The organism is Proteus vulgaris (genome assembly GCF_033708015.1).
Lineage (GTDB): Bacteria > Pseudomonadota > Gammaproteobacteria > Enterobacterales > Enterobacteriaceae > Proteus.
The window spans coordinates 2,353,610-2,366,755 of record NZ_CP137920.1; the positions used below are offsets into that span (position 1 = coordinate 2,353,610).

The following is a 13,146-nucleotide window of genomic DNA, read 5'->3' on the forward strand; positions in this document are numbered from 1 at the left end:
TTGAAAGGCTTGCTAATCTAGCATCAAAACAAGCCTTTCTCGGAATAAATTACATACCTAAGCGATAGTTAGGTGATTCTTTCGTGATAGTCACATCATGAACATGGCTTTCTTGAATACCAGCACCACTGATACGGACAAATTCAGCTTTAGTATTCAACTCTTTAATTGTTGCGCAGCCTGTTAAGCCCATGCATGAACGTAAACCACCCATTTGTTGGTGAACAATCGTTTTCAATAAACCTTTATAAGCAACACGACCTTCGATACCTTCTGGTACTAATTTGTCTGCCGCATTATCAGTTTGGAAGTAACGATCTGATGAACCTTTAGACATTGCACCTAATGAACCCATACCACGATAAGATTTATAAGAACGGCCTTGGAAAAGTTCGATTTCGCCTGGAGATTCTTCAGTACCTGCAAACATTGAACCAACCATAACACAAGCTGCACCTGCTGCTAATGCTTTTGCGATATCACCAGAGAAACGAATACCACCATCCGCAATAACAGGAATATTGCGATCTTTTAATGCTTCAACTGCATCCGCAATAGCGGTAATTTGCGGTACACCAACCCCTGTTACGATACGTGTTGTACAAATTGAACCAGGACCAATACCAACTTTAACCGCACTTACACCTGCATCTGCCAATGCTAAAGCCCCTTCTGCGGTTGCAACATTGCCACCAATAATAGGGAGATTTGGATATAATGCACGAGTATCACGAATGCGCTGTAATACGCCTTCAGAGTGACCGTGAGAAGAGTCAATAAGTAAAATGTCGACGCCAGCAGCAACTAATGCTGCAACACGTTCTTCGTTACCGGCACCAGCACCAACAGCAGCACCTACACGTAAGCGACCGTGTTCGTCTTTACATGCATTTGGTTTACGCTCTGCCTTTTTGAAATCTTTTACAGTGATCATCCCTTTCAAGTGAAAGTTGTTATCTACCACTAAGGCTTTCTCTACGCGTTTTTCATGCATTTTTTGCATGACAACATCTCGAGCTTCACCTTCTTGTACAGTCACTAAGCGCTCTTTGGGTGTCATTACCGCAGTAACTGGTTGATCTAAATCAGTAACAAAACGAACATCACGACCCGTAATAATACCCACTAATTCGTTATCATTAGTCACAACTGGGTAACCCGCAAAGCCATTGCGTTCAGTCATTGCTTGAACTTCACGTAAAGAAGTTTCTGGTGTTACGGTAATAGGATCAGTGACAACACCACTTTCATGTTTTTTCACACGACGGACTTCTTCAGCTTGGCGTTCGATAGACATGTTTTTGTGGATAAAACCGATCCCACCTTCTTGAGCTAATGCGATAGCTAAAGGTGCCTCAGTTACAGTATCCATTGCAGCAGAAAGCATAGGAACATTTAGGCGGATTGTTTCAGTCAGTTGTGTAGACAAGTCGGCGGTATTAGGAAGAACTGTGGAGTGTGCAGGAACTAACAAAACATCATCAAATGTAAGTGCTTCTTTTTTAATTCGTAACATAGCAATATCTCACCAAGGCGGCTTTTAGGAAATAGAAAATATTGCCGCGGAATTATACACACCGTAATCGGTTGCTTCTAGCTTTTTTTCAAAATTTTTATTGATCCTGCCACTAACTTAGGTAGTATCAATCAATTAAGTCTTTGTTTTAAAATTTGATCTGGCTCACATGACACTACCGATAAACAATAATATTTTTACTGTTAGCCGTCTAAATAAGACCGTTCGCCAGTTATTAGAAATGGAAATGGGTCGCATTTGGATCAGTGCTGAAATTTCTAATTTCACTCAACCCTCTTCTGGTCACTGGTATTTTACGTTAAAGGATACTCACGCCCAAATTAGAGCGGCGATGTTTCGTGGGCAAAATAGTAAAGTCACTTTTCGTCCTCAACACGGCCAGCAAGTCTTAGTGAGGGCAACAATTACATTGTATGAACCACGAGGCGATTACCAATTAATTGTTGAAAGTATGCAACCTGCTGGTGACGGACTCTTACAACAACAATTTGAGCTATTAAAACAAAAACTTAGTGCAGAAGGGTTATTTGATGCTATTTATAAAAAACCGCTGCCATCACCCGCAAAACAGATTGGTGTAATCACTTCATCAACAGGAGCTGCACTACACGACATCTTAAATATTCTTCGTCGTCGTGATCCTTCTTTGCCCGTACTTATCTACCCAACTGCGGTTCAAGGTGCTGAAGCGCCTATGCAGATTGTTCATGCCATCGAACTTGCTAACCGCCGTAAAGAGTGTGATGTTTTAATTGTTGGTCGAGGTGGCGGTTCGTTAGAAGATCTCTGGGCATTTAATGATGAACGCGTTGCTCGTGCTATTTTTGCCAGTAAAATTCCGATTGTGAGTGCAGTTGGTCATGAAACCGATGTGACCATTGCTGATTTTATTGCCGACCTTAGAGCACCAACCCCTTCTGCTGCGGCAGAACTTATTAGTCGTAACAAACTTGAGCTATTGCGCCAATTGCAGTCACAGCAACAACGCCTTGAAATGGCTATGGATTACTATTTAGCGAAAAAATTACGCGCAATAACACAGCTTCATCATCGTTTACAGCAACAGCATCCTCATTTACGTCTTGCGCGTCAGCAAAATGTATTAGCTTCCACACAACAGCGTTTAGTGACTAGTTTTCAGCAGCTATTGCAAACCAAGCAACATCAACAACTACAACTACAAAAACGCCTTAATTACCAAGAGCCTAGTTCACAAATCCAAGCATTACTTCGCCAACAACAACAGTTGATTTACCGTATGAGAGAAAGTATTTCACTACGGTTATCACGTCAACGTGAACAGTTTGCTATTAGCTGTTCTCGTTTAGAAAGTGTGAGTCCTCTCGCAACACTATCTCGCGGTTACAGTATTAGTGAAACAGCGTCTGGCGAAGTGCTGAAAAAGACCAAACAAGTGAAAGTGGGCGATCCGTTGAAAACACGCGTTGAAGATGGTTGGATCACCAGTGAAGTGGTTAAAACACAAAAAATAAGAGCTAAACGTAAAACAACACCTAAAAGTGATGATTAACTTAATTCTTGTTGTTTAGTGAATTGTGATATAGAAAACGGCACCCATTTTCCTTTGATGCCGTTTTTTTATTATGTCTTAATATCATTATTACGTTATTTTAAAAACGGACTTCTCCTGCAAAAAGGTAACTTCTGCCACGGGCAGTTTGTGTGTTTGCACCCGGATCTTGCATAATTGGCGCTGAATTACTTCTATCAAGTGCATTAGAATAGTTTTTATTCATTAAATTATGCACCGCAAACTTCAAAGAAATATTCTTATTAATTTTGTAATTACTATAAAGATCAATAACTGTCGGAATATTATCTTGTTGTACCATAGGTACCTTGCCTGTGTCATAATCTACGCCTTCAGGTGAAGTTTTACGCGATTTCCCCGTTATTTGGATCACAGTACCGACTTCTAATGAATGGTCATCAAAGAAGCGAACACCCGTATCGATGGTGGCGTAATATTTAGGAAGCTCAGAGGCGGGTGTTTGTCCAAAATCTGTACTGGCAATCGACGTCGGCTGTGAAGTTCGTTGGTCACTGTATGATAAGTGAGTGTAAAACACTCCTGCGTCATAATTCGCTTGTAGCTCATAACCACGTAAAGTCACTGGCTCTAGGCTATTGGTATACAGAAAAATATTCCCATCATATTCTATCCCCGCGTAATCCTCGCCAGTTAAAGAACCGTCATTTTTACAACGCACTCCACCTTTACATACAAAATAAGAATCACTGGAAATGTAGTCTTTAATTTTTGTGTGATACCACAATCCTTTAAATCGTAAGCTATCACCTTCAAAAATTAAATCTGGACGATAACTATTAAAACCAATTTGCACCGTATCGGCTTTTTCACTTTTTAAAAATGGGTTCATTGAAGCACCACCCTCATTAGCAAAAAAAATCTCTTGTGATGTTGGTGCTCTCATGGTGTGTGCATAGCTTACAAAAGGCTGAAATTCAGGAATAATTTCGGCAGAAAACAACATACCAGGATCCCAATTTCTATCATGGCGATTGAGGTTCATTTCCCCTTCAGGGAAGCATGCGGCTCGTGGATCACAAGCAGGTTTTCGCCCTTTGATATGATAATCGACATAATTTAAATTAAGATCGAGCGTATAAATATCATATTCAAATTTCATTTGTGAAAAGAAGCTGGTTAAATCATTTTTTCCTTGAGGTGCAAACGTATTATATTCAACCATGTTTTGTGATTGCCACAGATCAGTAGAAGGTGCAATAACACTGCGCTTGTATTCCGTTGACATTAATTTAGAACCGAGTGTTAATGCCATATCTAATTCGCCGTAGTTAAAGCGACTGGTATTTTTTGCGACTAGTGAATCAGATATATTTTTTGCATTTGCTTCACGTAAACTAACGAGAGAATCACCTGCAAATTTTTGTGATGCCTGACTATGGCTAAGCAGAATTTCACTATCAAATAGATCGTTTAGCGGTGTATAGCGATATTTCGCATAATAATCTTTTGCCTCAATTTTTCGTCGATTAAAATCATTGTGATAAAAACGACCACTTAATTCTAATTCATGAGAATCGTTGGGTTTAATCTTAATTTTAGTCAGTTCTGAATGCGGTCGTTGATTGAATTCTTTGCTTGTCGAGAATTCTTCGCTATTAAAACCAGCACCATTTTTATAGGAAGATTCTATTTTGTGCCCACTTAAGGCAAGCATTGCACCAATGCTACCGTCATCATTAAATAATGAACGTTGCCCTGCAAAAGCAACCATGCCGTTATAACCTAATCCATTTGTGCCACCAGCCGCTTTACTTCTAATTCCCCAAGAGTGTCCTTGAAATAAAATATCTTCTACACCAATAGTTTTAAAATTAGCACTTCCTGCCAGCGCATTAATACTATTTTCACCATCTTGTTGACCACGAGAAATATCAATTTGAATAATAAAATTCGGATCGATCATACTATTAAATTGGTTGTAGGGTTGTGCACCATGCGCATATTGGCTAGGTGATGTGCTATACATCGTTTGTGTGACACCGTCCACCATCATATTCACGCGACCAAAACCACTAAGCCCGCGAATATTAACACTAATACCCGGTTGACTCACATCCATTTGAGTATATGTGCCAGGTGTTGAACGTAATGTTTGTTCAACAGATTCAAGATTATTAATTTCACCAATAGCGCTATAAGCACCAGGCTTTCCCAATGCTTTTTGTTCGGGTGTTTCTTTTTGTGCTGATGAAACTTTTAAGCTACTAAATTGAATCGCTTTATCTGTTTCAGATGCAATGGCAAGATGATTAGCACCCGAAAATAAAATAAGAGTGCTAAGTATTTTCCTTGTAAATTTCATAATAAACCTATTCTTTATTTTTATTTAAATAGGCTCACGTTGCTTTATATAAAGTCACAAACTAGAAAATATTATTATTGTATTTACTTTAAATAATAGCCCTGTCTCTCTTTAAGAGAGACAGGTTTATTTATTAAAATTATTGCTTATTACTGATTATTCTATTTTATATTCTGAGTGTTAAAATAGACTTCAGGCTGTTCTAACATCAAAATAAAGGCATATTCTTTTGCAGTATCGCGCAGACGATTAAAACGTCCTGATTTACCACCATGCCCTGCACTCATATTAGTATCAAGTAATAATAAGTTATTATCCGTTTTTAATTCACGCAATTTAGCAACCCATTTTGCAGGTTCCCAATATTGCACTTGTGAATCATGTAATCCTGTTGTGACTAATAGATGAGGATAAGCTTTAGCAACCACATTATCGTATGGGCTATACGATTTTAAGCGGAAATAAACTTCTTTATCAGCCGGATTTCCCCATTCTTCATATTCCCCAGTGGTTAAAGGAATTGAAGCATCGAGCATTGTTGTCAACACATCCACAAAGGGAACCTGAGATACCACACCACGGTATAATTCCGGTGCCATATTCACAACAGCACCCATTAATAAACCGCCTGCACTCCCTCCCATAGCATAAACGTGTTTAGGTGCTCCGTAACCTTTAGCTATTAAGTCGTTAGTAGCATCAATAAAGTCGGTAAAAGTATTAACTTTATGTTCCATTTTACCTTGGTTATACCAACGCTTGCCTAGCTCACCACCACCACGCACATGCACAATGGCATAAACAAAACCACGATCTAACAAACTTAAACGAGGTGAGCTAAATGAAGGATCGATGCTACTACCGTAAGAACCATAGCCATAAATTAAGATAGGGTTTTCACCTTTCTTGAATAAGTCTTTGCGATAAACCAATGATACAGGAACTTCAACACCATCTTGTGCTTTTACCCAAATACGCTCACTTTCATATAAATCACGTTCAAAGCCTTTTACTTCTTGCTGTTTCAGTAGTTGCTTTTGATGCGTTTGCATATTCCATTGATAAGTTGAAGAAGGTGTCGTCATAGACGTATAACCAAAGCGAAGCTCTTCACTATCTGCTTGAGGGTTAAATCCTAGCCATGCCATATAAACAGGATCGTCAAACGTAACATATGTTGATTGACCTGTTTTCCAATCAATCTGGCGTAATGACACTAAACCTTGTTTTCTTTCTTCAACAACTAACCAACGATTAAAAAGATCAAAACCTTCTAAATCGACCTCTTTTTGGGGTGCAATGACGGTTTCCCAAGGTTTATCGATTGATGCGGTTTTATAAAGACCAAACAGCTCACTCTCATGATTCGAACGAATATAGAATTCACCATTAAAATGGTCGATATCATATTCACGCCCTTCTTGACGCGCAGAAAAGATAACCATCGGTTTTTCTGGTGCATTTGCGTCAATTAAACGAGATTCAGAGGTTGTTGAGCTTTCGATAGAGACAAGAATGTAATCTTCAGATTTGCTTTTACTTATCCATGTATAAAAGCGATCGTCGTTTTCTTCAAAGATTTTGATATCTTGTTTACGATCAGTGCCATATTGATGGCGATAGATTTGGTAAGGCAGTAGCGTTTGCGGATCTTTATCAACATAAAATAGTGTTTTGCTATCATTTGCCCACACTAAGTTTGCTGAGATATGAGTTAACACATTCTCTTTCCATGTGTTATCTGATAAATCTTTATAGGCAACATTATAGTTTCTGCGGCCTTCTTTATCTTCTGCAATAGCAATGCGTTTGTTATCTGGGCTGATAGTGAGATCACCTAATTGATAGAACTCATGCCCTTTAGCACGTTCGTTTCCATCAACGAGAACTTCCCATTCACTGTCACTATTTACGGGTTTACGCTGATAAATAGGAAAATCTTTACCTTCTTGGTAAATAGTACGATAAGTATAGCCATTGTAAATGTAAGGTACTGACTCATCGTTTTGAGCCATGCGACTTACCATCTCATTGAAAAGCGTTTCTTCAAGGGCTTTACCCTCTTTCATCACTGATTCAGTATAAGCATTTTCCGCATTCAGATAATCAAGTACTTTAGGATCTTTGCGTGAATCATCTCGTAGCCAATAATAATTATCGGTGCGCGTATCCCCATGCTCTGTCATCACGTGAGGTACTTTATTTGCTTTTGGTGGCATCACTAGGGAGTCCTTCTGATTTTGAGCCAATACAGGTGTTGCTGAAATTAACAATGCTATGATCGCACTCGTTAATTTCAACGTCATCCGTTTTTTTGTTGCGATTAGCATAACGTTTTATTTCCTTTTTACCCGTTGTTAGAACGTTAGTGTAGAAAACTCGATAGGCATTTCAACCATTATTTTACCTTGTGACAATAACTCTATTGGCGGTATAGGTAAGGGTTCTGCACGTTTGAGTACTCTTTGTGCTTCTCGGTCTAAAGAACGCACGCCACTACTGAGAATTAATTCACTTGATATGACATAACCTTGTTCATCAACAATAAAGCGTACTTTAGAAACTCCCGTTCTACCTTTGCTTTTTGCTTCTTCAGGATAGGCTTTATAGCGATTAAGATGCCCTTTTGTTTTCGCTTGCCACAATGCTAACGCACTTTCTGAACTCTCAGAATCGCTGTCATAGTTTGCACTAACATCATTAGATTGTTGTTTCGCCACAGAGCGACTGCTTGAAGGTGCTGATTGACTAGACACATTTTCACTAATAATAGGTGAAGGTTTTACAGGAGAGATGACGGGTGTTACTTTAGCCATTTCCTCTCGATTGACCCTTTTTTTAGGTTTTTCGATAAGAATATCTGCATTTTCATTCACAATCAGATCAGGCTGTTTTTCAGCAACGTCTTGCTCTACCTTTTTTTGGCTTGCCACCGCCAGTTGTTGATCAACACCTACAATCTGTTTTTCGTCGCTGATCGCTTGTACGTTTTCACTTAAGCTCATCATTACCGCTAATTCTGGCTCTTGTATTAATACCGTATTCTCTTTATTGAAATAAAAATAAGCCATGACATAAATAGCATGTATACCGATTGCCAAAATAAACGCTTTAGCACTACAAAGCTGAAATTTTGGCATTTGATCCATACAAGAAGAAGTAATCATATTCGCGCAGCCAATAAATTAAGGTAATGCAACTGGTGTTATCCAAAGATAATCCGCATGAACTGAAGTCACATCACTCCCCTCTTCCGCCATTATTACGACGGTCACATTTTCATTTGGCGCTAAGTCAGCAACATGTAAAGGTACACCCATGACTTTCGTGGCATGAAAAGAACCCGCAATTAAAAGTGCAGGTGTCGGCGCATCTAATAAACGCTTAGCCATTGCACGATCTCGTAATTGCTGAATAACCGTCATTTTTTCTGCTTGTGTCTTATCAAGCTCACCGCCATGAGAATACTCGATTGTTTTTTGAATACGTTGGCGAACAGATATATCCGTTGAATGCACACCATCAATAATAGGAGGGTTTTTATACGCACTATATATTTCACTGCGATCAATATTTGCAGCTAATAAAGGATAATTAGCGCTTAGCCCTGCTTTAACAATATTGCCATACCATTTCCAAGGCCAACCTGAATTCCATTTCAATGCAGCCATTAATCGCTCATCCCGCAAGTATTCAGAGCCAGAATAACGTTTTTTTGTATTATTAACTAATGATTGCTGGCTTGGTGTTAGCATCTCAAGTAAAACGGATCCTTGAGGACGTTTTTTAGGCAATTCTGTTATTAACCAATACTCAATATCATGATGATAAGTATTGTCATGTTTTTCACCAATAATCACTCGTGATTGGTTTGCTAATCGTGTTAACAACGTATCTGCCGTAATGGATTGCCCAGTTTGGGTATCAATGATGTTTGCCGACTGAATAATTGCCGGCTCTACGGTTGATACTGGCTGTTTCTCTATCGAATGACATGCTGAAAGATTTATTAATGAAACGAGTAGTAAGATCCTTTTTGGCAGTGAGAAAAACATAATCATCCTATTAGCTATATATACTTACCCTGATTAAACGAATAGGTTAGTATTAATGCTAATAATAATCAATATCATTTTGATATTAAATTGCATTTAATGTTTGATCTATCCATTTTAAGTGTATAAAAAGGCGCTTTATAAATAGAATCATTTGATTAGTAACAATTAATTCTGAGACTGTGTCTGAGCTTCAACAACAGCTAATGCCACCATATTCACAATACGACGTACTGAGGCAATGGGTGTCAAGATATGGGCCGGTTTAGCAATACCCATTAATACTGGCCCTACTGTTACACCATCAGAGCTGGTGACACGTAATAAGTTATAACTAATACGTGCGGCTTCCATTGTTGGCATAACTAATAGATTTGCAGAGCCTTTTAATGGGCTATCTGGCATCACATCACGACGAATAGATTCCACTAATGCTGCATCTGCATGCATTTCACCATCAATCTCTAATTCAGGTGCACGTTGCTTGATTAGCTCTAATGCTTTTCTGAGTTTGATTGAAGATGGGCTATCAAATGAGCCGAAGCTTGAACGAGAAACCAGCGCTGCTTTTGGCTCAATACCAAAACGACGGATAGTATCCGCAGCCATAATCGTAATATCAGCAAGTTGTTCTGCAGTCGGATCTTCATTGACGTAAGTGTCTGTGATAAAAGTGTTACCACTTGGCAATAACAATGCGTTCATTGCACCCGCAGTTTCCATTCCTTCACGTAAGCCAAATACATTTTTGTAGATTTCAAAATGTTCAGAATAGCTACCCACAGTACCACAAATCAGACCATCTGCTTCACCTCTGCGAACCATAATGGCACCAATAAGTGTTGGATTGCCAATCATTGCACGACGAGCTTGTTCTTGTGATACACCGCGACGTTTCATGATTTGGTGATATTCTTGCCAATACTCTTTGAAGCGTGGATCGTTTTCATTATTCACGACTTCAAAGTCTTTACCCGCTTTAATATGTAACCCCAATTTCTGAATACGCATTTCAATCACACTAGGGCGACCTATTAAGATTGGTGAGGCTAATCCTAATGTGACTAATTCTTGTGTTGCATGAAGTACACGATTTTCTTCCCCTTCTGCTAACACAATACGTTTTTTCTCTTTTTTCGCTTGAGAGAAAATAGGTTTCATAAATAAGTTCGTTTTATAAACAAACTCATTAAGATGTTCGATATAAGCAGAGAAATCTTCAATTGGACGAGTTGCAACACCTGAATCCATCGCCGCTTTTGCAACTGCCGGCGCAATTTTCACAATCAAACGTGGATCAAACGGTTTTGGAATAATGTATTCAGGACCAAAAGAGAGTTCCTGATCACCATAGGCAGAAGCAACTTCTTCATTCTGCTCAGCGAGTGCTAATTCTGCAATCGCATGAACACAAGCGAGTTTCATCTCTTCATTAATTGCGGTTGCACCAACGTCTAATGCGCCACGGAAAATGAATGGGAAACACAATACGTTATTAACTTGATTTGGGTAGTCAGAACGCCCTGTACAGATAATCGCATCTGAACGCACCGCTTTTGCTAATGGTGGTAGAATTTCTGGCTCTGGATTTGCAAGGGCGAGGATCAGTGGATCACGTGCCATTTTTTTGACCATTTCTTGCGTTAATACGCCAGGTCCAGAACAACCTAAGAAAATATCAGCATTATTAATAACATCATCTAATGTACGAGTACCGTTATCTTCAATCGCATAAGCAGCTTTGGTTTCTGCCATATTCGCTTCACGACCGCGGTAGATCACACCCTTAGAGTCACATACAGTGATGTTTTCGCGTGTTAGCCCTAATGCAACTAATAAGTTCATGCAAGCAATAGATGCGGCACCCGCGCCTGATACCACTAATTTCACTTTGCTAATGTCTTTTTTAATAATACGCAATCCATTGAGAATAGCGGCAGTAGAGATAATCGCTGTACCATGCTGATCATCATGGAATACAGGAATATTCATTTTTTCACGCAGTTTTTTCTCAATATAGAAACACTCTGGTGCTTTAATATCTTCGAGATTAATACCACCAAATGTTGGCTCTAATGATGCAATAATATCAACAAGTTTATCAGGATCAGTTTCGTTCACTTCGATGTCAAAAACATCAACGCCAGAAAACTTCTTAAACAAAACGCCTTTACCTTCCATTACAGGCTTACCTGCTAAAGCGCCGATATTGCCAAGTCCTAATACCGCAGTACCATTTGAAATCACTGCGACAAGATTGCCTTTGGCTGTGTAGCGATAAGCGGCAAGAGGATTTGCTGCAATTTCTAAGCAAGGAACAGCGACACCAGGTGAATAAGCTAATGCTAAATCACGTTGGGTTATGAGTGGTTTTGTTGGTACGACGGTGATTTTGCCTGGTACGGGAAATTCATGAAAATCTAGGGCGCTTTGTTTTAATTTGTCTTCCATCTTCATATCCTTTGTATCAATAGGGTAAGGGCTTCGTTAGTATAATGGTAATGGAGCGTTAAATCATGACGGCTCCGACACTTTTTTCAAATTAGTAAACTCGATTTATTAAAAACCATTAATACCTAGTTATAGGTATATTATTAGCACTATTTAATTTCATCGGTGTAATAAACGCGAACAGAAAAAAGACAATATTTGTTTATTATTTACCAAATATTAAATTAACATTTAAAATAATTAAAATTTTTATATAGTTAAAAAAAACAATAACTGTTTTCACTTTCTGTGTATTTTTAATATACCCTGACCATCATACAAGTCATTGTAACTATAAAGATTTTATAGAATTAGATTTTTTGTTAGTCTTTTGGGTTATTTTCTTTTTTACCCGTAACAATAATTGGTGTAATATTGCCAACCGTCAATTTATTTTCTTATTGTTTTAATAAGATGTCTGATTCTAATTTTTATTCTTCATTTGGAATTTACTTTTTTATTTTCTGCTATTGGAAAGATTACGCACATTATTATTTTTTTTTAGGGAGAGGGGTTATGCCTAGCTACTCAATTATGATAGTGGATGATCACCCTATCATGAGATATGGATTACGGCTATTGTTAGAAAAAGACAAGGATTTTGTCGTAGTAAGCGAAAGTGGCAATGCTCAAGAGGCAGTAACTGCTGCAAAACAGTTAAATCCAGACTTAATTATGATGGACTTAAATCTACAAGGGCGTTCAGGTATTGATATTATTCGAACACTTCGTCGCTCTGGTTTAACATCTTATGTTCTTGTTTTATCCGTTTCTGATTCACGTAATGATGTTTATGCTGCGTTGGATGCAGGCGCAAACGGTTATCTTTTAAAAGAGTGTGAATTAGACATGCTATTACTGAGCCTACGCAAAGCTGCGGTTGGACATCCCGTTTATAGTGAGCGAGTGTGGCAATATATTCAGCTTAGGCAAAACTATTCTGACCCACTTTCAGCGTTGACTAAAAGAGAGTTAGATGTGCTTCATGAAGTGTCTGCGGGAATGAAAAATAAGCAAATTGCTGAAAATTTATTTATTTCTGAAGAAACAGTGAAAGTTCATATTCGTAATATTTTAAAGAAGTTGCAAGTCACTTCTCGTTTAGCTGCCAGTCTTATTCTTATTAAACATCAGTATTAAACGTATTACCCCGACACTGGGTCGGGGTAAGAAAGAGATATCGCTTTAT

Annotated in this window: 8 protein-coding genes; 2 read left to right on the forward strand and 6 right to left on the reverse strand. The window is 38.5% G+C overall.

The genetic code is table 11. The features are described 5' to 3' along the window. Positions 1-49: 49 nt before the first annotated feature. On the reverse strand, positions 50-1,516 hold the full coding sequence (gene guaB, locus SB028_RS11200; RefSeq protein ID WP_069368887.1) for an IMP dehydrogenase: 1,467 nt from the start codon (positions 1,514-1,516) through the stop codon (positions 50-52). A gap of 169 nt (positions 1,517-1,685) precedes the next feature. On the opposite strand from guaB, the gene xseA reads away from it, so the two are divergent. Beyond that, the gene (gene xseA / locus SB028_RS11205) at positions 1,686-3,068 is read left to right on the forward strand and encodes an exodeoxyribonuclease VII large subunit (protein ID WP_069368886.1); all 1,383 of its coding nucleotides are present in this window, start codon (positions 1,686-1,688) and stop codon (positions 3,066-3,068) included. Positions 3,069-3,168: 100 nt separating this feature from the next. On the opposite strand, the gene SB028_RS11210 is transcribed toward xseA, so the two are convergent. From SB028_RS11210 to maeB, 5 genes are all read right to left on the reverse strand, one after another. After that, positions 3,169-5,412: a TonB-dependent receptor gene (locus SB028_RS11210; protein WP_069368885.1), complete on the reverse strand. Its 2,244-nt coding sequence runs from the start codon at positions 5,410-5,412 to the stop codon at positions 3,169-3,171. A gap of 161 nt (positions 5,413-5,573) precedes the next feature. Beyond that, on the reverse strand, positions 5,574-7,742 hold the full coding sequence (locus SB028_RS11215; RefSeq protein WP_077885130.1) for a S9 family peptidase: 2,169 nt from the start codon (positions 7,740-7,742) through the stop codon (positions 5,574-5,576). Between the two features lie 27 nt (positions 7,743-7,769). After that, positions 7,770-8,579 (reverse strand): energy transducer TonB, encoded by an 810-nt coding sequence (locus SB028_RS11220; RefSeq protein WP_069368884.1) that lies wholly within the window; start codon positions 8,577-8,579, stop codon positions 7,770-7,772. 18 nt (positions 8,580-8,597) lie between these two features. Beyond that, positions 8,598-9,467, reverse strand: a complete 870-nt coding sequence (locus SB028_RS11225; RefSeq protein WP_069368883.1) for a ChaN family lipoprotein — start codon at positions 9,465-9,467, stop codon at positions 8,598-8,600. Positions 9,468-9,635: 168 nt separating this feature from the next. After that, positions 9,636-11,918, reverse strand: coding sequence for an NADP-dependent oxaloacetate-decarboxylating malate dehydrogenase (gene maeB / locus SB028_RS11230; RefSeq protein WP_069368882.1), 2,283 nt, complete (start codon positions 11,916-11,918; stop codon positions 9,636-9,638). Positions 11,919-12,473: 555 nt separating this feature from the next. Between maeB and SB028_RS11235 the strand changes: the two genes are divergently transcribed. After that, entirely contained in the window at positions 12,474-13,097 is a 624-nt protein-coding gene (locus SB028_RS11235) for a response regulator (protein ID WP_069368881.1), read from the forward strand. Positions 13,098-13,146 lie beyond the last annotated feature (49 nt).